General features: G+C 69.0%; 21 protein-coding genes. 13 read left to right on the top strand and 8 right to left on the bottom strand.

Features of this window, described 5'->3' with window-relative positions:
• The first annotated feature begins 7 nt into the window (after positions 1–7).
• Positions 8–1,291 carry an ATP-binding protein gene (locus F9C11_RS02090; RefSeq protein ID WP_409186789.1) on the top strand — a complete coding sequence of 428 codons (1,284 nt, stop codon included), beginning with the start codon at positions 8–10 and terminating at the stop codon, positions 1,289–1,291.
• On the opposite strand, the gene F9C11_RS02085 is transcribed toward F9C11_RS02090, so the two are convergent.
• The 4 genes from F9C11_RS02085 to F9C11_RS02070 are packed head-to-tail and all read right to left on the bottom strand — an operon-like array spanning position 1,215 to position 5,268.
• Entirely contained in the window at positions 1,215–1,919 is a 705-nt protein-coding gene (locus F9C11_RS02085; protein WP_409183269.1) for an HAD family hydrolase, read from the bottom strand. The two genes, F9C11_RS02090 and F9C11_RS02085, sit on opposite strands and share 77 nt — an antisense overlap.
• Positions 1,916–2,440 (bottom strand): GtrA family protein, encoded by a 525-nt coding sequence (locus tag F9C11_RS02080; RefSeq protein WP_409183268.1) that lies wholly within the window; start codon positions 2,438–2,440, stop codon positions 1,916–1,918. The genes F9C11_RS02085 and F9C11_RS02080 overlap by 4 nt, the downstream gene beginning before the upstream one ends.
• 37 nt (positions 2,441–2,477) lie before the next feature.
• Positions 2,478–2,978 carry a GtrA family protein gene (locus F9C11_RS02075; RefSeq protein WP_409183267.1) on the bottom strand — a complete coding sequence of 167 codons (501 nt, stop codon included), beginning with the start codon at positions 2,976–2,978 and terminating at the stop codon, positions 2,478–2,480.
• Positions 2,979–2,988: 10 nt separating this feature from the next.
• Positions 2,989–5,268 carry a sigma-70 family RNA polymerase sigma factor gene (locus F9C11_RS02070; protein WP_409183266.1) on the bottom strand — a complete coding sequence of 760 codons (2,280 nt, stop codon included), beginning with the start codon at positions 5,266–5,268 and terminating at the stop codon, positions 2,989–2,991.
• Between the two features lie 257 nt (positions 5,269–5,525).
• On the opposite strand from F9C11_RS02070, the gene F9C11_RS02065 reads away from it, so the two are divergent.
• From F9C11_RS02065 to purE, 4 genes are all read left to right on the top strand, one after another.
• Complete coding sequence (locus F9C11_RS02065; protein ID WP_409183265.1) at positions 5,526–6,377, top strand: GGDEF domain-containing protein; 852 nt, start codon at positions 5,526–5,528, stop codon at positions 6,375–6,377.
• A 53-nt stretch (positions 6,378–6,430) separates the two neighbouring features.
• Positions 6,431–7,759, top strand: coding sequence for a glycosyltransferase 87 family protein (locus F9C11_RS02060; RefSeq protein WP_409183264.1), 1,329 nt, complete (start codon positions 6,431–6,433; stop codon positions 7,757–7,759).
• 1,255 nt (positions 7,760–9,014) lie between these two features.
• On the top strand, positions 9,015–10,199 hold the full coding sequence (locus F9C11_RS02055) for a 5-(carboxyamino)imidazole ribonucleotide synthase (RefSeq protein WP_409183263.1): 1,185 nt from the start codon (positions 9,015–9,017) through the stop codon (positions 10,197–10,199).
• An 11-nt stretch (positions 10,200–10,210) separates the two neighbouring features.
• Complete coding sequence (gene purE / locus F9C11_RS02050) at positions 10,211–10,708, top strand: 5-(carboxyamino)imidazole ribonucleotide mutase (protein WP_101435814.1); 498 nt, start codon at positions 10,211–10,213, stop codon at positions 10,706–10,708.
• A 48-nt stretch (positions 10,709–10,756) separates the two neighbouring features.
• Here the strand turns inward: purE and F9C11_RS02045 are convergent, their stop codons facing one another.
• Positions 10,757–12,430 (bottom strand): class I adenylate-forming enzyme family protein, encoded by a 1,674-nt coding sequence (locus F9C11_RS02045; RefSeq protein WP_409183262.1) that lies wholly within the window; start codon positions 12,428–12,430, stop codon positions 10,757–10,759.
• Positions 12,431–12,549: 119 nt separating this feature from the next.
• Here F9C11_RS02045 and F9C11_RS02040 point away from each other — a divergent pair, with 119 nt between their 5' ends.
• The 7 genes from F9C11_RS02040 to F9C11_RS02010 all read left to right on the top strand — a co-directional run bounded on the left by F9C11_RS02040 (position 12,550) and on the right by F9C11_RS02010 (position 19,015).
• Positions 12,550–13,707, top strand: coding sequence for an acyl-CoA dehydrogenase family protein (locus tag F9C11_RS02040; RefSeq protein WP_409183261.1), 1,158 nt, complete (start codon positions 12,550–12,552; stop codon positions 13,705–13,707).
• A gap of 495 nt (positions 13,708–14,202) precedes the next feature.
• Entirely contained in the window at positions 14,203–14,676 is a 474-nt protein-coding gene (locus F9C11_RS02035; protein WP_409183260.1) for a hypothetical protein, read from the top strand.
• On the top strand, positions 14,673–15,314 hold the full coding sequence (locus F9C11_RS02030; protein ID WP_409183259.1) for a DUF3558 domain-containing protein: 642 nt from the start codon (positions 14,673–14,675) through the stop codon (positions 15,312–15,314). The genes F9C11_RS02035 and F9C11_RS02030 overlap by 4 nt, the downstream gene beginning before the upstream one ends.
• A 3-nt stretch (positions 15,315–15,317) precedes the next feature.
• Positions 15,318–16,748 (top strand): hypothetical protein, encoded by a 1,431-nt coding sequence (locus tag F9C11_RS02025; RefSeq protein WP_409183258.1) that lies wholly within the window; start codon positions 15,318–15,320, stop codon positions 16,746–16,748.
• Positions 16,749–16,756: 8 nt separating this feature from the next.
• Entirely contained in the window at positions 16,757–17,497 is a 741-nt protein-coding gene (locus F9C11_RS02020) for an ESX secretion-associated protein EspG (RefSeq protein WP_409183257.1), read from the top strand.
• Positions 17,498–17,572: 75 nt separating this feature from the next.
• Positions 17,573–18,508: an esterase/lipase family protein gene (locus F9C11_RS02015; RefSeq protein WP_409183256.1), complete on the top strand. Its 936-nt coding sequence runs from the start codon at positions 17,573–17,575 to the stop codon at positions 18,506–18,508.
• Positions 18,509–18,592: 84 nt separating this feature from the next.
• Positions 18,593–19,015, top strand: coding sequence for a hypothetical protein (locus F9C11_RS02010; RefSeq protein WP_409183255.1), 423 nt, complete (start codon positions 18,593–18,595; stop codon positions 19,013–19,015).
• Here the strand turns inward: F9C11_RS02010 and F9C11_RS02005 are convergent.
• Positions 18,951–20,855 carry a GTP-binding protein gene (locus tag F9C11_RS02005; protein WP_409183254.1) on the bottom strand — a complete coding sequence of 635 codons (1,905 nt, stop codon included), beginning with the start codon at positions 20,853–20,855 and terminating at the stop codon, positions 18,951–18,953. The genes F9C11_RS02010 and F9C11_RS02005 overlap by 65 nt on opposite strands.
• 280 nt (positions 20,856–21,135) lie before the next feature.
• Here F9C11_RS02005 and F9C11_RS02000 point away from each other — a divergent pair, with 280 nt between their 5' ends.
• Positions 21,136–21,564, top strand: coding sequence for a DoxX family protein (locus F9C11_RS02000; protein WP_409183253.1), 429 nt, complete (start codon positions 21,136–21,138; stop codon positions 21,562–21,564).
• Between the two features lie 13 nt (positions 21,565–21,577).
• On the opposite strand, the gene F9C11_RS01995 is transcribed toward F9C11_RS02000, so the two are convergent.
• Complete coding sequence (locus F9C11_RS01995; protein ID WP_409183252.1) at positions 21,578–22,282, bottom strand: TIGR03089 family protein; 705 nt, start codon at positions 22,280–22,282, stop codon at positions 21,578–21,580.
• Positions 22,283–22,303: 21 nt separating this feature from the next.
• A complete protein-coding gene (locus F9C11_RS01990) occupies positions 22,304–23,776 on the bottom strand; it encodes an LCP family protein (protein ID WP_409183251.1) in 1,473 nt (490 codons plus the stop codon).
• Positions 23,777–23,795 lie beyond the last annotated feature (19 nt).

Raw genomic sequence — 23,795 nt, 5'->3', positions numbered from 1 at the left:
GATGAGCATGCGCCGCCGGATCCTGCTGGCGATCCTCCTCGCCGTGGCGGTGACCGCGGCCGTGCTGGGCATCCCGCTCGGCGTCACCGCGTGGCGGCTGGTGGAGAACCTCAACCGGGAGAGCCTGGCCGAACGGGCGCGCAACATCGCCGCGACGGTGGACACGCAGGTCGCGAACGGCCAGGAAATCGACCTGGAGCAGTTCCGGGTCGGCGTTCCCGACGGCGGCATGCTGATCGTGCGCGCCGAGGGCTTCAGCGAAAAGCACCTCGGCGCGAACCCCGGCCCGGACCCGGTGGTCGAATCGGTGCCGACCGCTCGCAGCGGCACGGTGCTGCTGGCGATCCCGAGCGGCCCGGTGCGCACGAAGCAGACGCAGGTGACGCTGCTGGTCGTGCTGTTGGTGGTCCTGTCGGTCGGCACCGGCACGGTGGTGGCGACAGTGACCGCGCGCCGCCTGGCGAAACCGCTCCGGCACGTCGCGGACCGAGCCTCCCGCCTGGGCGGCGGCGATTTCCGCCCCGACCCGAGCCGCTACCGCGTGGCCGAGCTGGACATGGTCGCGGAAGCATTGGATACGTCGGGGTCGGCTTTGGCACAGCTCGTGCAGCGGGAACGGCAGCTGGTCGGGGATGTCTCGCACCAGCTGCGCAGCCGGTTGACCGCGCTGCAGCTGCGGCTGGAACCGTTGACCAGCCACGAGGATCCGGACGTGGTCGAGGAGTCCCGTGCCGCGCAGGAACAGGCGGACCGGCTGGCCCAGGCCCTGGACGAACTGCTGGCCGCCGCCCGAGCCGCCCGCGAGGTCGACGCCGAGCCGGTGGATCTGCCGGTGACGCTGCCCGCGGTCGCGGAGGAATGGCGACAGTTGCTGCGGGTCGAGGGCCGGAACCTGCGACTGAAGGTCGCGGACGGCTTGATGGTGCGCGTGACCCCGGCGCGACTGCGCGAGGTGATCGGGGTACTGCTGGACAACGCCCTCCGCCACGGCGCGGGAACGGTCACGCTGTCCGCCCGCCGCGGTGATGCCGAGGGAACGGTAGTGATCGAGGTCGCGGACACCGGGTCCGGGGTGCCGGACGAAATCGCGCCGCACATTTTCGAACGCGGTTTTTCCGGCGGAGGTTCGACCGGGGTCGGGTTGGCTTTGGCCCGTGCCCTGGTCGAGGCGGACGGCGGACGACTGGAACTGTCGAATAAGCGACCGGCGATTTTCAGTCTGTTTTTGAAGGTGCCGCGCCCGGGCGAGGTGGGGAAATTGCAGTGGCCCGCGGAGCCGGTTCCTCGCTGAGGATCCGGACTGCTTCCCGCAGCTCGATCGCGACGCGGTGCGGCGGTCGACCTTGCGGCCACGCTCGATGATGGCTGATCCAGAGCGTGCGCAGCCCGACGTTGTGCCCGCCTGCGATGTCGAGGTCAGGGCTGTCGCCGATGACCCAATCGCCGGGAGTCAGCGTGGTCCCGCAGTTCTGCGCAGCGAGGCGGAAGATACGAGGGTCGGGTTTGCGCAGGCCGACGGCGGCGGAAACGCAGTAACCGTCGACTGCTTTCGCGAGGCCGGTGCGATGCAGCTTCGCTAGCTGATTGTCCTGCATCCCATTAGTGACGATGCCGATTCGCCATCCGGCGGCGCGCAGGGTGCCAAGATCGGCCAGTGCGTTCGGATAGAGCTGCACCAGTTGCGGAATTCTCGCGCGATAGCTCGCCCACAACTGTTCGGCAGGCTCGGCCAGAGCGAACTTCTGCCGGACTTCGGCGAAGAACCGGTCCATCGGACCTCCCCGCCGCGCCGCGATCAGCCAGCTCGCCGCGTCGTCGGGAAGCCGGTGCCGCGCGGCGAATTCCGCCGCCCAGCGGGAAAACGCGCCGCTGAGGTCGGTCAGCGTGTCGTCGAGGTCGAACAGCGCCAGCCGGGTCACCGGGGAAGCCGGGTGACCCCGTCCTTCCGCCGTTCCCCCAGCTCGTCCGGGAACACCCACTTCTTGAAGCCCCAGAACCGGAACACCATCGCCAGCAGCATGCCGATGATCGACCCGCTCGCGAAGTCCGCGACCTCCTGCACGAACCGCGACACGTGCGGCACTTCCAGGTGCATCCAGTAGCGCGAGATCAGCAGCGGAATCAGGTTCACCACCACCGCGACGCCGCTGATCAGGAAGAACAGCGTCGCCTCGTGGGCGCGTTCGCGGCCGCCTCGGGTGCGGAACGACCATTCGCGGTTGAGCACGTACGACACGATCGTCGCGACGATGATCGCGATCGCCTTCGCGGTGGTCGGTTTCGACTCCAGCACGCTGAGCTTCAGCAGGTACCAGACGCCGTTGTCGACCAGGAAGGTCGTGCCGCCCACGATCGCGAACTTCAGCAGCTCCCGGTGCTTCACGAGCACGGAGCGCAACGGCTCGGGCGTGCGGGCGAGCACGGTTTCGACGACGGTCACGTAACGCAGTCTAGAGAATTCGAGGTCACGCCAGGTCTCAGGCGGCCTTACGGTCCGGAATATCCGGATTGTCATTCCGCGCTGATTCCGGCCGGGCGCCCTCCGTGGGGAACACCCACTTCTTGAACGCCCACCAGCGGAACAGCGTCCCCAGCAATGTGCCCAGAAGCATCCCGCTGACGAAGTCGGCGGCCTCCTGCGCGACCAGGCTCACGTGCGGCGCCTGCAGCTGCAGGACGTAGCGCGAAACCCACTGCGGCAACGCGTTCAGTCCGAGTGCGACCCCGCTGATCAGGAAAAACAGCGCCGCTTCGTGCGCCCGCTCGTGGCCGCCGCGGGTGCGGAACGCCCATTCGCGGTTCGCCACGTAGGAGAAGATCGTGGCGATCAGCACACCGACGATCAGCGCCGTGACCGGATGGGTCCGCAGCACGGTGAACTTCAGGACGTACGTGATCGTCAGCGTGATGACGAAGCTCGTGCCGCCGACCAGGGCGAAACGGACCAGTTCACGGTGCTTCGCCAGGAGTTCGCGCACCTCGCGGACGCTACTCCGTGAACCAGCCGAAGAATCCCCGGGGTTCGACCGACGGCGGACGTTTGCCGTGGTTATCGGGTTTGCCGGGCTTTCCGTCCGAGCTGGGGTCCGGCGGCGCGCTCGTGGTGGCGGCCGGGCTGCTCGACGTCGGGTCCGGCGTGTCGTCCTCGTCGGACGGCGTGGACGGCGGCGTGACGCTCGGCTTCGGGTGCTTCGTCGAACTCGGCGTGTGGCTCTTCGAGGTCGACGTCGTGGGCGGCAGCGGCACCGACGTGGACGACAGCGGTCCGATCGTCGGGTCGTGGCACATGTTCCACCAGCAGCCGAGGTCCACCGGGACCGGTTTCGCCGACGCGCTGCCGAGCGACGCGTTGACGGTGACCGTGAGCGGGCCATCGAACGGCTTGCGGTCCACCGTCACCAACAGGTCCGCTTTCTCGCCTGGAGCCAGCGGTTTGGCACTGGTGCAGCTCGTGCTCGTCGCACCGGACGTGCAATTGAACTTCTTCAACCCAAGCTGCCAGGTGGTGCTGTGGTCGAACGTGATCGTGACCGGCTTCGTGCTCTGCCCGGTGTTGTACGCCGTGGCGTGGATCTCCGGCTGCAGCTTCCACGGCAGGCCGAGCGGCCAAGCGGTCAGTGCCAGAGCGTCCTTCGGGGCCTTGACCTTCACCTGCACGCTGACGGTGACGTTCACCGAAGCACCCGCGGTGACCGAACCGGTCACCGTGCCGCCGCTCGCGTTCTCGTCCGCCTGCAGCCGGAACATCAGCACCGCCGACTGGCCGGGCTGCAGTCCGCTGCCGGTCTTGCACGTGACCGTGCCCGTGCCGCCCGGGCACGCGACCTGCATCGGCCCGGACTGCGCGGCCGCTTCGCTGGAGTACGTGCCTGCCGCGCCGCCGCCGTTCGCCGGAACGGCCCGGACTCCCCGCGGCAGGTTCAACGTCGCCTGGACCGGATCGGACACCGAACCGCCGTTGTTGCGCACGGTGATCGGCAGCTCGACCGGCCTGCCGCCCGGCTGGAGTTCGACCCCGCTCGGCGGCATGGACGCGGACAGCTGCGGCGGCGCGGCAGGCGGCGGGTTCTGGGCCGGCGGCTGAGCGGGCGGAGCAGGGGGAGCCGCCGGGGGTGCCGCAGGCGGGGGCACCGCTGGAGGCGCGGGCTGGGCAGGCGGCGGTGCCGGGGGAGCGGGCGGCGCGGCCGGGGGTGCTGGGGGAGCAGGCTTCGGCGCCGGTGCGGGCGCGGCGGCCGGCGGCGGTGCGGGTGCCTGCTGAGCAGCCGGAATGGTCTGCGTTCCGCCGCCGGCAGCCAGTGCGACCGCCACGGCGGCCACCATCGCGGCCCCGGACATGGCGACCCCGGCGAACTGCCGCGGCGCGGACGCGGCCGCGGCCGCACCCGCCTTGGCCCCGCCTGCCGCGGCGGCTCCAGCACCGACCGCGGCGGCACCGGCGGTAGCCGCGCTCGCCTTGGCCGCACCGATCGTGGCCAGGTAGCCGAGAGCGGCGCCGCCGAGGACGATCGGGGCGATGATCGCGCGCAAGCTGCCGTTGACGTCGGCCAGCTCGGCCGCCAGCACCCGGCACTTCTCGCATTCGTCGAGGTGGTTCTCCACCTGCGAGCGCTCGCGTTTGGACAGTCCGTCGCGGGTCCAGGCCCCGAGCCGGTCGGCCGTCGCCCGGCAACGGTCGGCACCGGTTTCCTGCAGGTGGACCTGCAGGTACGCCTGGCGAAGCCCTTCCCGGGCGCGGTAGGCGAGCGCGGACACGCCGTTCGCGGTCAGCCCGAGCAGCGGCGCGACTTCAGCCGGGCTCTGCTGCTCGATTTCGGTGTGCCACAGCACTGCCTGCCAGCGTTCCGGCAGCCGCGCGAACGCCTTCGCGGCCATCGTGCGCTCGAGGCCCGCGACGGCGGTGTCGGAGAACGGCACGGTGAGCGCCTCGCCGGCGGCCCCGCCGACCTCGCTCATGTCCTCGTTGAGGTCGATCCGACGGTCACGGCGCGTCTTGTCGTACGCGGTGTGCCGCAGCGCGGTAAGGAGGTACGCGCGGAAGGCGCTGTCCGGGCCCTTTCCGCCGCGCAGCGTGTCCAGCACCTTCGAAAACGCCTCCGACACGAGGTCGTCGGCCTCCGAGCTGGACCGCGCGAGCTGGCGGGCGAGGTTGTGCGCGGCGCCGCTGTGCCGCTCGTAGAGCGGACCGTAGGACGCGATCTTTCCCGCGCGCACCTCTGCGATCAGCTCGGCGTCGCTCTTACCGGAGAGATCGGCGGGAACGGTGGACACGGGGCTCCTTTTTAATGCTGTGCGCGCGGCGGACTCCACGCGCTTTACTCCCTACAACGCACACCAAGTGTGACGGATGCGGCGACACTCGTCACGCCGTGGTCCGGCAGATGCCTCAGGAGGCGCAGCAAGTTCACCTCCTCGTCTGGTGATTACGCGAAAAAGATCGGGGAAAACGCGTCACGAGGACTACGCCGCGGCGTCCCCTCCGTGATTGGGGACAAGATCGACAGGTACCGGAAGGAGCTGGGGGTTCGGTGGACGTACCGGCTACCGGGGCGCGGTTCGGCTCCGCGGGCGACTCGTCGGGGGACGAGACGCGTGCGCGGTTCGAGCGGGACCGCCATTTGCGGGCATTGCGAGCTCGCTGGCGAACAGCCAGCCTCGCGGCCGGCTGGCGTTTCCCGAGCGACTGGGCACTGCCCGAGGTGGACGCGGTGTGCGCGGCAGTCGTCCGGCACGGTTCGACGGGCGCGGAAAACGCCCTGGCCGGGCTGGGCCGGGCACGGGCCGCGGCGGGAGCGGGACTGTCGGAAACGCTGTCCGACCTGGCCGCTTTGCACGCGGTGCTCGCCGATCCGGACGCGGTCGACGGATTCGTCGCACCGGACGTCGACGCCACTCCGGCTCGCCTGCTCCGCGTGACCGCGCTGGCCTGGGCGGATGTCGCGACCGACCAGCTCGTGCACACCGAGGTCACCGACCCGCTCACCGGCCTGCCGTCCGCGGCGTACCTGCGGACCCGGCTCGGCGAGATCTACCGCGGCGAGGTCAGCGAAGCGCACGTGCTGCTGACCGTGTCGCTCGACCTCACGTCGGTGTCCGGCTGGCCCCGGCTGACCGCGATGATCCTCGCTGCGGACGCCGTGCGAGCCGTGTTCGACACCGGCGAGTGCTACGCGACGCTCGGCCCGTCCGCGGTCGCGGTGCTGGCCGAACGCAACGAACGTCTCGCCACGCGCGGGGTCGCGCTGCGAAGGGCGCTCAACGAACGCCTTTCCGTGGACCCGCAACTGCGCGACGTCGCCCGTCCGCTCGTGTCGGCCGTGCGATTGCCCGGGACGCACGACCGGGCGTGCGAGCTGCTGACGGAATTGGCGCACAGCTGAGTGCCGGTCACCCTTCCTGACCAGCATTCCCGCCCTCGTGCTTTCCTGGTGTGGTGACCAGGACCGTACCCTCCGCTGCCGACGGCGAAGCTCCGGTGAATCGATCCGGGCAGCCCCGGCTGGCTCTGCGCCGATCGCTGGCGCGGCTGTCCGTGCGCCCGCGGTCGATGCTGATCTTCGCCGTGTTCCCGCTGCTGGCGATCGCGGTCGGGTTCTGGGGCTGGACGCACGACTGGAACCTGGGCGTGGACAGCGCGGTCTACCGGGCGGGCGCGCTGCAGCTGCTGCGCGGCGACAACCTCTACGACGCGAACACGCTGCCCACCGAACCGGGCTGGGCGCTGCTCCCGTTCACCTACCCGCCGACCGCGGCGCTCCTGTTCGCCCCCCTCGCGCTGGTGCCGGTGCAGGTGGCCTGGGGTTTCCTCACCGTGGTCTCGCTGGCCGCGCTCGCGCTGTCGATCCGGATCGCGATCGGCGCCCTGCCCCGCCCGGCCGCCGACGCCCCCCGCTGGTGGGCCTCGCCCGCCCGGTCGACCATCGTGTTCTTCCTGGTCTTCCTGGGTTTCGAACCGGTGTGGCGGACGATTTTCCTCGGCCAGATCAACCTGCTGCTGATGGCGATGGTCCTGCTGGACCTGCTGGTGATCTGCGCCCGAGGCAGCCGCTGGGGCGGCGTGCTGGTCGGCCTGGCCGCGGCGATCAAGCTGACCCCCATCGTGTTCATCGGCCACCTGCTGGTGACCGGCCGCTGGAAAGACGCCCTGCGCGGACTGGCGACGTTCGTGGGCATGCAGGCGCTGCTGTTCCTGGTCAACCCGCACGATTCGTGGAAATACTGGACCAAAACGCTCCCCGACACCGGCCGCATCGGCCCGGTGCACTGGGCGGGCAACCAGTCCCTGAACGCCCTGATGAACCGCGCCACGGACCTGGCCCCGTGGGCCTCGAGCGCGGCCATCGCCATCGGCCTGGTGCTCGCCGTCCCGGCACTGTGGCTGATGCTGCGCTTCCACCGGCGCGGGCAAGCGCTGGCCGCACTCCTCGTCACGGCGTTCTGGATCCTGCTGATCTCGCCGGTTTCCTGGTCGCACCACTGGGTCTGGGTCGCGCCGCTGGTGGTGCTCCTGGTGTCCCGGCTGCCGAAAACCACCCCGGCGACGGCCTGGAAACGGTGGCTGGGGACGTTCCTGGTGGCGTTCGTGTTCGTCAGCTGCGTGCTGCTGATCTTGCCGAACGGCCGGAATGTCGAACTGCACTGGAAGGTATGGCAGAACATCCTCGGCGACGCGTACATCCTGACCCCGGTGGTGCTGGCCCTCGCCCTGGCACTGCGGTGGTGGTTCCAGCGCCGGTCTCGCATCCGGACCGTCTCTTCTTAGCTGCCTTTGCCCTGGTGAGGGGCTTCGGTGCGGTTTTTTGTCGGTGGTCGTGGTTACTGTCTGGATCGCGGTGGTTACGCGGCCGTCCTGATTCGCGGACGGGCACGGCCATCGTTCTGGTCCGGCGTTGATTCGGGCAGATCAACCGAATAGTGAGCTATGTTCGCCGAGCTGCGGTGGAGGTTGGCCAGGGCTGCCTGGTGTTTTCGCCGGGCCGGTTCGGCGGGGCGGCGGGTGACTGTGCGTTCGCTCCCGTCGGGACCTTGGCGCCGCAGTTGGTTTCGTCGACCTTCGCCTGAGGGATGCGATCGCCGTGTCGAGGAACTCGCCTGATCCTCGATTTGCCGACCTCCGGATCCGTCGTTTTCGCCAGGCTTCAACCGGGGCCTCCGGAGGATGCGCTCGCCCGGCACCACCCAGCCGGTGCTGCCGATATCCGCCGCCTTAGCCGGTTCTCGCCGACCGGCATGCGGTCGTCGGCCTGACCCTCGCCAAGCCGATCCCTAGCTGCCTGCCATGCCGTCCGACAGCCGCCGTGTCGGGCGGGAGTCCGGTGTGGGTCGAGGTCACCTCGGGCACCGCAGCCACCTGGCCTGTCGTGCCGACCGACCACCGCCGGGTCGGCCGGGAGTCCGGTGTGGATCGAGGTCGTCCCGGCGCTGCCGTGCCGGTTCCGGATCGGTGGGTGGCTCCAGCTGTCTGCCACCCCAGCCGGTGCTGCCGATATCCGCCGCCTTAGCCGGTTCCCACCGACCGGCGTCCGGTCGTCGGCTCGATCCTCGCCGGGCCGACCCCAGCCACCTGTCTCGCCGTGCCGTCCGACAGCCGCCGTGTCGGTCGGGAGTCCCGCGTGGATCGAGGCCGTCCCGCACCGCCCCGCCGGTTCCGGAGCGGTGTGGGCGGCTCCAGCTGCCAGCCCCCCAGCCGGTCCTGCCGATATCCGCCGCCTCAGCCGGTCCCCGCCGACCGGCGTCCGGCCCGGCCCGCCCCTCGCCAGGCCGATCCCAGCCGCCCGCCGCGCCCACCGGCCACCACCGCCACCTCTGCCGGGTGTCCGCTGTAGACCGAGGTCGCCCCGCCCCCGCCCCGCCGGTCCCGGAGCGGCGCGGGTAACTCCGGCTGCCGCTGCCCCTCGCCGGAAGCCCGCTATGGATCGAGCCCGCCCAGCACCACCTAAGCCCCTCCCGTCACCGGCCGTCTCCGCCGCAGGTCGCCGGTGGTCCGCCAGTTCTCGCCCAGTAACCTGGACGGCGCTATGGACAAACGAACCGGTCTTCCCATCGTCGGCATGGTGGGCGGCGGGCAGCTCGCCCGCATGACGCAGCAGGCGGCGATTTCCCTCGGCCAGTCGCTGAAGGTGCTGGCGGCCGACGAGGGCGACGCGGCGGCCCTCGTGGCCAGCGACGTCGTCATCGGCCACCACACCGACCTCGACGCGCTGATCGATTTCGCCCGCCAGGTCGACGTGGTCACCTTCGACCACGAGCACGTGCCCGGCGAGCACCTGCTGACCCTCGCCACCGAGGGCTTCGTCGTCCGTCCCGCGCCGACCGCGCTCGGGTTCGCGCAGAACAAGCTCGTGATGCGCGAGATGATGGCCGGTCTCGGCGTGCCCGGCCCCGCGTTCGCCGAAGTGTCCACAGTGGACGAAGTGGTGGCGTTCGGCGGCGAGCACGGCTGGCCGGTCGTGCTGAAGGCGTCGCGCGGCGGGTACGACGGCCGCGGCGTCTGGATGCTCGACACCGCGCAGCAGGCCCGCGAGACCGTTCCCGAACTCCTCAACGCCGGCACCGAGTTGCTGGTCGAGGAAAAGGTCGCGATGAAGCGCGAGCTGTCCGCGCTGGTCGCGCGTTCCCCGTTCGGCCAGGGCGCGGCATACCCAGTGGTCGAGACGGTGCAGACGAACGGCATCAACACCGAGGTCCTCGCCCCGGCGCCGGGGCTGGCCGAGGCGCGCGTGCAGGAGGCGCAGGAGCTGGCCCTGCGCATCGCGGCGACGCTCGACGTCACCGGGCTGCTCGCGGTCGAGCTGTTCGAGACCGAGACCGGCCTGCTGGTCAACGAGCTGGCGATGCGCCCGCACAACTCCGGCCACTGGACCATGGACGGTTCGCGCACGTCGCAGTTCGAGCAGCACCTGCGCGGCGTCCTGGACTACCCGCTCGGCCGCACCGACCTGATCGCGCCGGCGTGCGTGATGGCGAACGTGCTGGGCGCGGACGTCTCGCCGCAGATGAGCCCGGACGAGCGCGTGCACCACCTGTTCGCGCGGTTCCCCGAGGCGAAAATCCACCTCTACGGCAAGCAGGACCGGCCCGGCCGCAAGCTCGGGCACGTCAACTTCATCGGCGACCGCATGGAGGACCTGCGCGATCGCGCGCTGCTGTCCGCGCACTGGCTGTCCCACGCCGTCTGGCTCGACGGCTACGAGATCCACTGAAGGGGAACACAATGGCGCCGCAGGTGGGCGTGATCATGGGCAGCGACTCCGACTGGCCGGTGATGGAGGCCGCGGGGCAAGCGCTGGACGAGTTCGGCGTCGAGTACGAAGTCGGCGTCTACTCGGCGCATCGCACCCCGCAGCGGATGCTGGACTACGCGAAGTCCGCGGCCGACCGGGGCATCCGCACGATCATCGCGGGTGCCGGCGGTGCCGCGCACTTGCCGGGCATGGTCGCGTCGGCGACGGTGCTGCCGGTGATCGGCGTGCCGGTTCCGCTGAAGTACCTGGACGGCATGGACTCGCTGCTGTCGATCGTGCAGATGCCCGCCGGCATCCCGGTCGCCACCGTGTCCGTCGGCGGGGCGCGCAACGCCGGTCTCCTCGCGGTCCGCATCCTGGCCGCCGCCGACCTGCAGCTGCAGGCGAAGCTGACGCAATTCCAGGAGGACCTGGAGCAGCTCGTTCTCGACAAAGACGCCAAGCTTCGCGAAAAAGCGGGCAAGTAGGTGCGCGCGGATGCCGGTCCGGCCCCGGCATCCGCGCACCCCGCCAGCTCAAGCCGGGTCAGGCAGCCGCTTCCGCAGCTCGCGCTTCAGCACCTTGCCCGCCGCCGACACCGGGATCTCCTCCACGAAATGCAGTTCCCGCAGGCGCTTGTACGGCAGCACCTTCTCGTTCACCGCCGCCATCAGCTGCTCGGCATCGACTGAGGAATCCGGCTTCCGCACCACGAACGCCACCGGCAGCTCGCCGACCTCCGGACTCGGCCGTCCGACCACCGCCGCGGACAGCACGCCCGGCGACGCGCTCAGCAGCTCCTCCAGTTCGCGTGGGAAGACGTTGTATCCCTTGTACAGCAGCATGTCCTTCTTGCGATCCACAATGGACAGATAGCCGTCTTCGTCGAGCACGCCGATGTCGCCGGTGTGCAGCCATCCGTCGACCAGCGCGGCCGCGGTCTCTTCCGGACGGTTCCGGTATCCGCGCATCACCTGCGGCCCGCGCAAGCACACCTCGCCCTCCTGCCCGGGCGGCAACGGCTCCTCGCTGCCGTCCGCGACGAGCTTGACCTCGGTGTCGAAGATCGGCCTTCCGACCGACCCGACCTTGCGGACGCCGGACCGGTAACTCGGCGAGATCACCGCGCCCATCGTCACCTCGGTGAGCCCGTATCCCTCGGCGATCACGACGCCGGGGAACCGCTGGTGCAGCGCCCGGATCATCTCGTGACTCATCGGCGCCGCACCGGAGCCGATGTTGCGCACCGACGACAGGTCGGCAGTGTGGAACGCGGGCGTCGCCAGCAGTGCCGCGAACAGCGCGGGCGCGCCGCCGATGGTCGTGACCTGCAGCCGTTCCGCGTCCGCGACGTACGCCGCCGGGTCGAACCGAGCGTGCAGCACGGTCGTCCCGCCGCCCAGCAACGGCCCGTTGAGCCCCGCGATCACCCCCATCGCGTGGAACCACGGCGTCAGGTTGATCGCGGTGCCGGTGCCGAGCCGGGTCGGCCATTCGTCCGGGCTGCCGATCTGGTCGATCGTCAGGTCGCCGTTCGCGTCGAGCGCCGGTACTGACCCCGTCGACCAGCAGGTGTGCTGCAGCGTGTTCGTGACGACATTGCGATGCGTGAGTTCGACCCCCTTGGACCGCCCCGTCGTGCCACCCGTGTAGGCGAGGTGGGCGAGGTCGCGGTCCACGTCGATCGCCACCTCCGGCCTGGTCGCGGGCTGGTCCGCGAAGAACTCGCGGAACTCGACGCTCCCCTCGCCGAGCTCTCCGGTCGGCGAGACGACGATCGTCAGCCGCGCCGGAATCCGGTCGGCGACCGCCGCGAGCGTGCCCGCGACCGGCCCGAACGTCACCACCGCGGCGGCCCCGCAGTCGGTGAGCTGAAAGGCGAGGTCGTCCGGCGGGAGCAGCGGGTTCGTCGGGCTGAACGTCGCGCCCGCCAGCAGAATGCCGTGGTAGGCGATCGGATACGCGAGACAGTTCGGCAAATGCACGGCGACCACGTCGCCCCGCCCGATGCCGCGGGCGAGCAACGCCTGCGCGAACTGGCAGGCGGCCTGCCAGGTCTGAGCGAAGGTGAGCTGGTCGTCGCCCATGGCGAACGCGACGCGGTCGCCGTAGCGCGTCGCGGCGCCGGCGAGCACCGAACCGAGCGGCACCTGGGGGTAGTCAAGGGAAGCGGGCAATCCGGGCGGCGGGGTCGACGCAGTGGCAGCCATCACTTGACCATACGAACGGTGAGGCCGAGGACACAAGCAGCGAGCCGCCGCGTTCGGAGTGAACGCGGGCTAACATCGGGGGACTTTCTCCCGTTTCGCTGCAGAAGAGGTGACTGAAGGTGGCCGAGGGCCTGTATCAGCTGGCCGAAGAGCACGAGGAACTGCGCGCCGCGGTCCGGGCTCTAGCCGAAAAGGAGATCGCGCCGTACGCGGCGGAGGTCGACGAGCAGGAGCGCTACCCGGTCGAGGCCAACCAAGCGCTCGTCAAGGCGGGTTTCAACGCCGTCCACATCGGCGAGGAGTACGACGGCCAGGGCGCCGACGCCATCGGCGCGTGCATCGTGATCGAGGAAGTCGCCCGCGTCGACGCCTCCGCGTCGCTGATTCCCGCGGTCAACAAACTGGGCACCCAGCCGATCATCCTGTCCGGTTCGGAGGACCTGAAGAAGCTGGTCCTGCCGTCAATCGCCTCGGGCGAAGCCTCGGCGTCGTACGCACTGTCCGAACGAGAGGCCGGTTCGGACACCGCGTCCATGCGCACCCGCGCCCGCCTGGACGGCGACCACTGGGTCCTCAACGGAACCAAGTGCTGGATCACCAACGCAGGCGAATCGTCGTGGTACACGGTCATGGCCGTGACCGACCCGAACGCGGAAAAGAAGGCCAACGGCATTTCCGCTTTTGTCGTGCACAAGGACGACCCAGGTTTCTCGGTAGGCCCGAAGGAAAAGAAGCTGGGCATCAAGGGCTCCCCGACCCGCGAAATCTATTTCGAAAACTGCACCATTCCAGCGGACCGCATCATCGGCGAACCGGGCACCGGCCTGAAAACCGCCCTGCGCACCCTGGACCACACCCGCCCGACGATCGGCGCACAAGCCCTCGGAATCGCCCAGGGCGCCCTGGACGCGGCTGTCGCGTACGTCAAGGAACGCAAACAGTTTGGCAAGGCAATCGCGGATTTCCAAGGAATCCAGTTCATGCTGGCCGACATGGGAACGAAAATCGAAGCCGCCCGTCACCTGGTGTACGCCTCCGCCGCAGCGTCCGAACGCGGAGACAAGCGAGCCGGCTTCACGGCGTCGGCAGCCAAGGCCTACGCGTCCGATGTAGCAATGTCGGTAACCACAGATGCGGTGCAGCTGTTCGGCGGCGCAGGCTACACGCGCGACTTCCCGGTGGAACGCATGATGCGGGACGCGAAGATCACGCAGATTTATGAAGGCACGAACCAGATCCAGAAGGTCGTCATGGCCCGGGCTCTGCTCAAGGGCTGAGCCTCCGGTACTGAAGAGCCCCGCTTCCCGGATCGGGTGGTGGGGCTCTTTTGCGCGCGAACACCCCGCCTCTAGGAGAGTGACTTGGCTACTGTTGTGGCTGGAGACCGTGAAGTCGCAGGGGGAAAGACCAGCACAAGGACACACCCGCGCTCGGGACGGAATTTTAATGGCCAAAGGACGAGAGTGGTGCGCTGGTTGCCGTCCTGTAGGTGTCGAAGCTTTCGAAAGGGCTCAGCGCGGTCTAAACGCGGCAACAACGGTGACAGACCTGATCGTCGCCAATCCAAAGCAGCGGTCGGGTAAGTGACCGCGAAGGCTCGCCTTGCCGATGAGGGCGTGGCCCGGTTTGCTCTGTTCGGCGTAGTGCACGGTGGGGTGAGTTCGCCGGTTTCCGCCACCCCGCTGTGAGCAGTTGGTTACAGTGGCAGCCGGAGGGTGTTGGCGGCTGCTTGCCTGGTCGGTAGGCAGCGTGCGATGCAGGGGAGGGCGGGCGTGGCTGAGAACGACCCGGGCAAAGCGATAGAAACGACGGGCTGGCTGACCGGGTTGCCGATCACTGTGGTTGGTACGGCGATGAACGTGGCCAAGGGTGTGTCGGACGCCGCCGCGGTGGCATCCGCCGTCAAGTCGGGAGCGGGATTCACCCTGAGCCCTGACGAAGCGCGCTCGCTGCTCGAGCGGGCAAAGCGGCTTCGCGACAACGCGGCAATGATGCAACCGAGCGCGGAAGCTCTGACCAGACTTACCCCGCCGGCGGAAGACCCCGGCAGTGTCGGATTCAACCAGCAGGCGGTCAACGCGTTCGAAGCAGGGAAGAGCGCCAACGAGAACATGCAGCGGTACATGGCAGAGCTGGTCAGTCGCCTGGAAAAGGCGTTGGGCATCGTCGGCGAATCTGATGGCCAGGCAGCCGCGGACGTCAAGGCCGCAGGCAAGAGCGAACAGGGTGGAGGACTGGCGGTATGAGGGCTCGGTTATTACCGTGGGCGGCAGCTACCGGGGCCGTGATTGCGCTGGTTGCGGGGTGTTCCGGCGGTCCCGCGCCTAGTCCGGCGTCCTCCTCGGGGGGTGTTCCGGCATCTTCCGCGGGTACCGGGAAGACGTTGCCGTATGCCGGTGCGCCCAAGGTCGACAGTCCACTTCCTGATTCGGCTTTGTCGGGGCATCCGTGTGATAGCGGGCTTACGCCGGATCAACTGGGACGGATTCTGAACCAAAAACCACAGGGCGTGCATGATGATGAGGCCGCGCTTGGTGCGCAGTGTCATTGGAAAAACAGCGACGCAGGCGCGATAGTGAGTGTTTTGTACAGCACGAAGACCGCCGATGGATTGAGCGCGGTCTATGCGAACACGAAGCCGAAATCCACGGTTTGGCGCCCCCTTTCCCCAGTGCAGGGCTTTCCTGCGGTTGCGCATTCGACATACAGTGCCGAAGGGTCGAAGTCTTTTTGCCAGGTGAGCGTCGGCGTCAGTGATCAGCACACCGTCGACGTGTCGATCACGCTTGGCAAGGCAAAAGTCGGGAAAACCGATCCATGCGACGTCACTGCCCAGGTCGCGGACATGGTGGTCACCAACCTGAAGCAGAAGGCCGGTGCGTGACCCATGGGGTTCTTCGACTTCATCGGCGAAGGTGCCAAGTGGATTGGTGACCGGATCAGTGACGCGGACGACTGGGTCAACGATCGGCTCAAAGACGCGGGGAACTGGTTTTCCGATTTCTACCACGGGAACCTCGGCGATCAGGCCGTTCCGGCTCCGGTGATTGTGCAGCAGGTTCAGCAGGGGCCGGGTACGTCTTCTTGGGACAGTGGCAGTTCCACGGTTCAGAAGATGATCCAGGAACATCACCAGAACAGCGACGACGCGCAGCAGATCACCACCATGCTGGAATCTGTCTGGACTGGCGACGGTGCGGATGCGGCTCGGGCGCGGCTCAGGCCATTGTCTGACGCCTCGTCTACTTCCGCGCAGGCTTATGTGGTCAATGGGCAGAAGCTGGTCGACACTACGCATGGCTATAACGACATGAAGATCGCCTTGCAGGCCATGCCTCCGGTGCCTCCGCACAAGAATCTTTGGGACCAGGGGACTCCCTGGGACACCGACACCGAGAAGCAGATCAACGAGTACAACGCTGCCGCCAATCACAACGTCGAGCGGTATCAGAAGTACGCTGATCAGGCCAAGACCAACGGCCAGGGGCTGAACAGCAATTACGGTCAGGTCGCTGGGTTCGACGGGCAGAATCTCAAGATCGATTCGGGTGGCGATCACGTCAACGGCAAGGACGGGTCGCACGAGAAGGCTTACCGGGGGCCGGGGGCCGACAGCGGGCCGGGGGCCAGCGGGGGACTTGGGAACGGGCCTGGGGTCGGCAGCGGGCCGGGGGCCGGTGGAGGGTTCGGGAGTGGACCAGGGAGCGGGCCTGGGACCGGCGGTGGGTCTGGGAGTTGGTCGGGCACCGGTGGGCCAGGTGCTACTGGCGGGCCTGGTGCGGGGGTGTTTCCGCCGGGCAGTGTCACGGTGCCGCCGGGGGCGCGGGACACGGACGGGACTTCTACGTCTGGGTGGACTCCGCCGTCGGTTGAGCGAGGGGCGCAGTGGTCTCCGCCGGCTCCGGCTTCCTTTGGGGCTGGGGGCGGCAACAGCGGGTCTGGCACCAGCAATGGCTGGGCTCCGACGCCGGGTGGGTTTGGGCCGTTCGGTGGAGGGGGCGAAAACCCGGGACGCAGCGGGGGGATCGCGGCGCGGCTCGGTGGCGGCACAGGGGCCGGGGCAGGAGCCGGGGTTGGCGCGGGCGAGGAAGGCGCCAGGGCCGCGGCAGCCGGGAAGGGTGCGGCTGGTGCCAAGGGCAGCCCGGGGATGGGCGGCATGGCCGGCGGTGGAAAAGGCAAAGCCGAAGAAGACAAAGAACACCAGCGCAAGTACGGCATCGAAGACGACTCCGCGTTCTCGCTCGTCGACGAGAACGGCGAGCGGGCCCTCGACCCCCGTACCGGGTTGCCTCCTACGCCTCCGACGATTGGTGGTTGAGGGGCTCGATGACGATCATCGACAGACCGCTGCGGATGCCGCGGTCGGTGTTTTTGGCGCTTTGGCACGAGGAAAAGCTCGGGAAAGCACCGGTGGTGGTCGAGGACACCCCGATGTACCTCACCGAGAAAGGCGCGGCCGAGCGGGCGAAGCGGACGCGGGATCTTCTTGCGCAGCTTGGGGAAACGGCAGCAACCGCAGTGCGCGGTACGTTGAAACTGCTCGCTACCGCGCGGCATGAGGTGTACGGGTGGACTGACTTCGGCACCCATCAGGAAGACAACGGCGCGATTCTCGTCGCGGCGACCAAACCGGAAGCCGTTCGGCTGATCACTGACGCGGAGTTCGTTCAGCTCGACCCGGTGTCGCCGGACGAGCTCGCCGCGTGTTTGGTCATGGCGATGCCGGAATGCCCGCCCGCCGCGGTTCGGGCGATGCGGGTCAGCCGGGCGTATTACGACGGGGGCGGCAGTTCCGATCCGCTGGCGGAGGAGGGCGGCGACGCGGACGAGCTGCGGTATCTGATGCGGGCGCCGCGGGACGCGGTGCATCAGTTGCACGCCGCGGTCCGGGACGGGCGGGGCGAGCGGAGGTACAGCTCGCCGTTGTCCGTGCTCGACCTCAGCGGGCGGGGGCGGGTGCTGACCTTCCAGAGCACCCGGGACGACGACGCGCAGATCAGTGTTTTCCCGGGAAACCGTGCCTCCTTGATCGATGCGGTAAACCGGAAACTCGTCAGTTTGCGATAAAAACCAGTAACCGCGTTTCCCTTTCTCGTGTTCCGCGTTAACCAAGGCGTCGGGTTCACAGAGAGGTGAAACGGAATGGGCGTACGCGCGTTCGGACGGGGCATGGTCCTCCTGGCGGCGACGGTGGTCGCGCTCGGCGGCGGGACGGCGGTGGCATCGGGGACGACCGGGAAAGAACCGACCGGTCCGGTGCAGCCGAACATCATCGCCGCGGCGATCTACTCGGTCGCGCAGCCGACGATCGCGCCGCCGGGGGCCAACGACTGGAGCTGCAAACCCTCCGCGGAGCATCCGAACCCGGTGCTGCTGTCCAACGGCACCACGGCCAACGCGTACGAGAACTGGGCGAACCTGTCCCAGCGGCTCGCCGACGAGGGGTACTGCGTGTTCGCCGGGAACTTCGGCGGGTCGCCGGGGGCGTTCCTGCAGACGGTCGGGCCGGTGGCGGGGACCGCGGGCCAGCTCGCGACCTTCGGGGACAAGATCCTCCAGGCCACCGGGGCCTCGAAGCTCGACATCGTCGGGCATTCGCAGGGCGGGATGAACCCGCGGTACTGGATCAAGTACCTCGGCGGGGCCAGCAAGATCGGGAAACTGATCGGGCTGTCTCCGTCCAATTACGGCACCAGCCTGTTCGGGCTGCTGACCGCGATCCAGGCGATCCCGCCCGCGCGCGACCTCCTCGGCGTTCCCTGCCCGGCCTGCAACGAGCAGTCCACCGGGTCCGCCTTCCTCAAAGACCTCAACGCGGGCGGCGACACGGTCGCGGGCGTCGACTACACCGTGATCCAGACCAGGTACGACGACGTGGTCACCCCGTACACCAACGCCTTCCTCAAGCCCGCGCCCAACGTGAAAAACCTCGTCCTGCAGGACGTCTGCGGGCTCGACTACACCGACCACCTCGGCATCACCTACGACCCGATCGCGCAGCGCGAGGTGCTCAACGCCCTCGACCCGCAGCACGCGAAGAAGCCGAATTGCGTGTTCGTGCCCCCGGTGATCAGCTGAGATACCCCCGCGCCGGGGTACAAACGCGAACACTTTCGCCGACTCGGTTGTGCCGGCTCCGGCTCCGCTGTCACAGTCGGTGACATGTTCTGGCTGCTCCCCGACACCTGGACGCCGCACGACGAGGCCGAGCTGGTCGCCGGATGGCGGCTCTGGCTCGAGCTGAGCGACCGCGCGTGGCCCACCGCGTCGTGGGACGGCACCCCGTCCGGCGCGGTGGGTCCGCTGCGCGAGCTGCTCGACGCGTGCGACGAAATCGAGCGCACGTGCCGGGAAACGGCCGAACCGTCCGCGGAGTTCACCGACCTCGTTCAGCCGCTGGTGCTGTGCGCGAGCGCGGTGCTGTGCCTGTGGTGGGACGACCACGCGCCGCTCGATTCGGCGCGCGCGAAGGCGCTCCACGAGGACCTGCGCCGGTTTTCGGCCCTCGCGGAGCGCGTTCTCACGCTGTTGTCCGCCCACGGCGGCTGGACGGAACTCGACGTGGCCCGCCGCCGCCCGGCTTGAGCCGGTATTCGGCGAAATTCGTGACTAGCGTGCCCTCGCCTTGGGTGAGGGCGGGCAGTGCCTGTTCCAGTTCGTGTGCCGAGGCGGCCGGGAGATGACCGTCCACAGTGCACCGGTCACCGGTGAGCATTGGCTCGCCGGGCACTGCGCGCAGTTCGACGAGTTTGCGTAATACCGCGCTGACCGCGGAGGCCGGGGCTTCGAGTTCGAAGGCGTGAACTGGTTCGTACACCCGGGTTCCGGCCTGGCGAAGAGCTTCCTGCAGCACTAACCGGGTCATGCCGCGGAAATCCCCGGCGGTGCTGACTGGCGGGTAGAACGCGGTGTCGGTGAGGGTGACTACGCAGTCGATCACTTCCCGGCCGTGCAAGCCTTCGCGCAGGATCTCGTGCACGGTGTCCTCAATGGCCGTGTGGAACGAAAGCGGCAGCGAGCCGAGTTCGACCTCCAACCGGTAGTCGGTGCCGGAACCGGGCGGACCCGGTTCTACGCGAAGGCCGACGGTGGCCCAGAAGAACACGCGCTCGTCCGGGGCGGGGTGGCGCACGCGGTGTCCAGTCCCGTGCAGCCGCTCGACCAGCAGCGGCCGCGATTCCTCGAATTCGGCGGTAATGCCGAATTCTTCGGCAAGGGTGGTCCGGATTACTTCCTTCTGCACTTCGCCGTACAAGCGGACGGTGATTTCCTGGTCGCGGCGGCGAATGCTGATCAATGGGTCCTGTTCGGACAACCGGGTCAGTGCGGTGTACAGCGCGCTGGTTTGGTCCGGATTTGCCGGGTACACCAGCGTTTCCAGGCTCGGCGGGGCGAAGAACCGGTCCTGGGAAAGATCGGCGCTTTCGCCCAACCGGTCGCCGATCCGGATGTCCGGCAGGCCCCAGACCCGTGCGACATCTCCCGCCAGCGCCTCGCCGGGCACCGGGTTCGCGCCGTGCTCGAACACCCGTACGGCGGAGGGGCGGCCGACACCTTCCGCGCCCACCCGTCGGAACGGTACTGGTCGCCGTGCGGCGAGCGAGCCGGAAAACATGCGCACGTAGGCGATTTTCTCGCCCGAACGGCCGCGTTCGATTTTGAAGACGGTGGCGTCGAGCGGTCCGTCTCCGCGGCGTTCGCGGGACGGCAGCAGTTCGTAAACCCCGGCGATGAGGTCGCGAACGCCGGCGCCGGTGACCGCGGAGCCGAAGAAGACCGGATACACCGAGGCGGCGGCGACCTGCCGGGTCAACGCTTCCCGGTAATCCACTGAGGACGCGGTACCGGCCACATAGGACTCGACGAAGGCGTCGTCTCCGGCCAGTGCGTCAGCGAGTCGTTCGTCGAAGGGCAGCGGCACCGGGTGTGCGTCAGCGGTGCCGAGGTCCATCACGGTGCTCATCGCGACACAGTGCGGGGAAAGCTTGGTACGCAAGGATTCCAGCAAGGAAGCCTCGCGCGCCCCGGTGCGGTCGATCTTGTTCACGAACACCAGCACCGGAATGCCGAGCCGGACGAGCGTGCGCATCAGCACGCGGGTCTGGGCTTGCACGCCTTCCACCGCCGACACCACGAGCACCGCGCCGTCGAGCACGCCGACAGCGCGTTCGACCTCGGCGATGAAATCCGGGTGGCCGGGGGTGTCCACGAGGCTGAGCCGGTGGCCAGGCGTGCTGACCGCTACGACGGCGGACTTGATCGTGATGCCCCGCCGGCGTTCGAGGTCGAGCGAATCGGTTTGGGTGTCGCCGTCGTCGACGCGACCGGCGTGGTCGATCACGCCGGTCTCGAACAGCAGACGTTCGGTGAGGCTGGTTTTACCTGCGTCGATGTGCGCCAGGATGCCGATGGTCAGTGCTTTCATGCGAGCGGAAGTCCTCGGATGCGGGAGACAGGCCGAACTGGGGTCGATCGGACTGTCGGCGCATCGGAACTCCTCGCGGGTCGGGAACACGAAAACACGGCCGCGAGCAGCGCACACCCGCGGTCAGCGGCACGGTACCGCCGGGCGCGGCCCGGTGTACAGCGAGTTTTCGGTGCCTGTCGGTTTCCTGTCGATCACTGGCTGACACCCCCGCGGCGGTGTTCAGTGCCTTACCGTGGGCCGGGTCAGTTGAATTTTCACCTATCGGGGAGCTGTCTCCATGTTGACTCGAGTCAAGGACGTCGCGCTGCTGCTCGGCCGGATCGGCATCGCGGTGGTGTTCTTCGCCCACGGCCTGCAGAAATGGAACAGCGGCGTGGGCGCGACCGCGGACATGTTCAGCCAGATCGGCATCCCGCTGCCGACCGTCTCCGCGTTCCTCGTGATCGTGCTCGAACTGCTCGGCTCGATCGCGTTCGTCGTCGGCTTCCTGCTGCCGGTGGTCGCCATCGGCTACGCGATCAACATGGCCGGCGCGCTGATCTCGGTGCACGCCGCGCACGGCCTGACCGGCGAGGGCGGCTACGAACTGGTGCTGGTGCTCGGCCTCACCGCGCTGGCGCTGGGCTTCAACGGCGGCCGGCTGTCCCTGGACCACGTGCTGTTCCGGCGTCGTCGCCAGGGCGCGGCCGAACTGCAGAACGCCTGAGGAGAACCGCCGCTCACGCGGTCAGGTCGGCGGTGGTGCGCTCGGCCTCGCGGCGGGCGGGCAGTTTCGCCGGGTCGGCGTTCGTGACCTGGACCAGGTGCGCGCTCGCGGCGAGCGGGACGAGCAGTCCGTCCAGTACGCCGTCCGGCACCGTCCAGTCCAGTGTGGACAAAACTCGGTCTGCCGCGGTCAGGCCGAGTTTTGCCGCGCGGGCAGTGGCTTCCGCCCATACTTCGTCCACTATGGAGGAACCGAGAGCGGGCGTGTCGCCGGGGGTCGGCTGCATCGGGACGAACTGGTCGCCGGACATCCGCGCCTCGGTGAGGTAGTCGAGCGCTCCGCCGGACGGCGGGGTCGGCAGGCCGCGGCCCATCGGGTCGAGCGACACCACCGCGACGGCCGGGGCGTCGATCTCCTCGTCCGGGCTGGTGAACACCACCCGCGCGCCTTCGGTCTCGGCGACCACGCGGGCCCCGCACCACCACGCGCCGAGCAGCACGCCCACGGTCTGCCAGTGCGCGGGCAGCCGCACCGCGACGGCGTCGCCCGGCTCCACGTCGAACTCGTCGACCAGCCAGTTCGCCGTTTTCGCGGCCCAGTTCTGCGTCGTCGCCACGGACAGTTCGACGCGGCTGCCGAGCCGGTCGTCGTAGTGCGTGATCAGCGGTTTCGCCGGGGAGGCCAGAAGCGGGCGCAGCAGCTGCTCGGTGAGGCTCATGCCTCCAGGCTAGTCGCGGGGTCAGTCGACGCAGGGCACGCCCGGGATTCCGGAATCCAGGCCCTGCGGCACCGCTCCGGCCGCCGCGCCGCCGCCTCCGGTGCCCGCCGGAGCGCTGCGTCCGGCCAGTCCGGCCACGAACTTCTGCACCGCGGCCGGGTCGATCTCGACGATGCTCTGTCCGTCCTCGCTGCGGCCGTTCGTGGTGATCACCGGGATCGTCGCGAAGGTCAGGTCGCCGGACGCGACGCCCTTGACCTGCTGGGCGAATTCGAGCACGTCGAGGCTGTCGTCCAGCACGAACGACCGGTGCACCGCGTCCATCAGGCTGTTCAGCGTGCTCGGGTTGGTGAGCGTGCCCGCGGACAGCACCTTGCGCAGCGCCGAGGACAGGAACGCCTGCTGCCGCTTGATCCGGTCGAGGTCGCCGTTCGGCAGGTTCTTGCGCTGGCGCACGAACGACAGCGCCTCGCCGCCGCTCACGGTCTGCACGCCGCGGCGGAAGTTCGCCCCGGAGTCCTTGTCCGACGTCGCGTGGTTGAGGCACACCGGCACGCCGCCGACGGCCTCGGTGATCAGGTAGAACCCGAGCAGGTTGACCTCGGCGTAGTGGTCGATGCGGGCCTGGGTGAGGTCCTGCACGGTCTGGACCAGCGCCCGCCGCCCGGCGGCGTCCGAATCGCGCGCGATCTTCGCCTGGTCGTGCTCGCCCCGCGCGCGTTCCTCCTGCTCGGCGTGCGCCTTGGCTACGCCGTACGCGGAGTTGATCTTCGCTTTGCCGCGGCCCGGCACGTCGACCCAGCTGTCGCGCGGGATCGACACCGCGGACGCCTTGCCGCCGTTCTTCGGGATCCGCAGCAGGATGATGGTGTCGGTGTTGATCCCGGCCTTGTCCTCGGTGCGCAGCGACTTCAGCATGCTCAGCGGCAGCGGATTGCCCTGCTGGTCGGTGCGCGCGTCGCTGCCGACGAGCAGGATGTCGGTGCCGCCGTCGTCGGCGGGCGGGGCCGGGGGCTCTCCCTCGCGCGGCGTGAGGACGTCGGCGGTCGCGACGTTGTCCTGCAGCTTGTCCTTGGTGACGTACGCGTAGCCCGTCCCGCTCAGCGCGAGCAGCGAGACCAGGCCGATCGCGACGCGGCGGGTGACCCGGGCGACCCGGCCCGTGCGGCGCCGCGGTTCCGGCGGCGCCGGGTTCGACGGCTGGGGGAGGTCGACGCGCGGGTGCGGCGAGGGTTTCCACTCGGAAGCGGCCTCGTCCTCGGCGGCGGCACTCTGGGTTGCCGGCTCGGCGTCGGTTTCCTCGGCGGCGGCGCCCTCGGTTACCGGCTCGGCCTCGGTCTCGGCGGCTGGCTCGGTTTCCTCGGCGGCGGCGGGTTCAGCGGCGGCGTGCTTCGGCTCCGGCTTTCCGTCGGATCCCCGGTTCGAGGCGTCGGAAACCGCCGGACTGTCGGCGGAATCCGCCGTCCGGTCCGGTTTGTCCTGGTTTTCGCTCACCCCGGCTACCTCCCCGCTC

The sequence above is a fragment of the Amycolatopsis sp. VS8301801F10 genome, from assembly GCF_046195355.1.
Classification (GTDB): domain Bacteria; phylum Actinomycetota; class Actinomycetes; order Mycobacteriales; family Pseudonocardiaceae; genus Amycolatopsis.
Note: the sequence above shows the minus strand (reverse complement) of the source record. Positions and strands in the feature narration are given on the sequence as shown.